Raw genomic sequence first — 254 nt, forward strand, 5'->3', positions numbered from 1 at the left:
TTATATCTGGCGCTGGCAATAGCTGATAATCGATGCACATTAATTGCTAGCGAAAATGCAAGAGCAAAGACGAAAACATGCCACACATGAGGAATACCGATTCTCTCATTAACATATTCAGGCCAGTTATCTGGGCTTAAAAGCAGAAGTCCAACCCAGATAACGATCATATACATGGTTCTCTCCAGAGGTTCATTACTGAACACTCGTCCGAGAATAACGAGTGGATCCATTTCTATACTCATCAAACTGTA

Annotated in this window: 1 protein-coding gene; it reads right to left on the reverse strand. The window is 40.9% G+C overall.

Going from position 1 to position 254, the window contains the following annotated elements; translation table 11 throughout:
• Positions 1 to 245, reverse strand: a 245-nt coding sequence (locus MKD49_RS26110) for a super-infection exclusion protein B (RefSeq protein ID WP_371925521.1), incomplete at its 3' end; no start/stop codon positions are given.
• Positions 246 to 254 lie beyond the last annotated feature (9 nt).

The sequence above is a fragment of the Herbaspirillum sp. WGmk3 genome (assembly GCF_023952535.1).
In the GTDB taxonomy this organism is placed as follows: domain Bacteria; phylum Pseudomonadota; class Gammaproteobacteria; order Burkholderiales; family Burkholderiaceae_D; genus Herbaspirillum; species Herbaspirillum huttiense.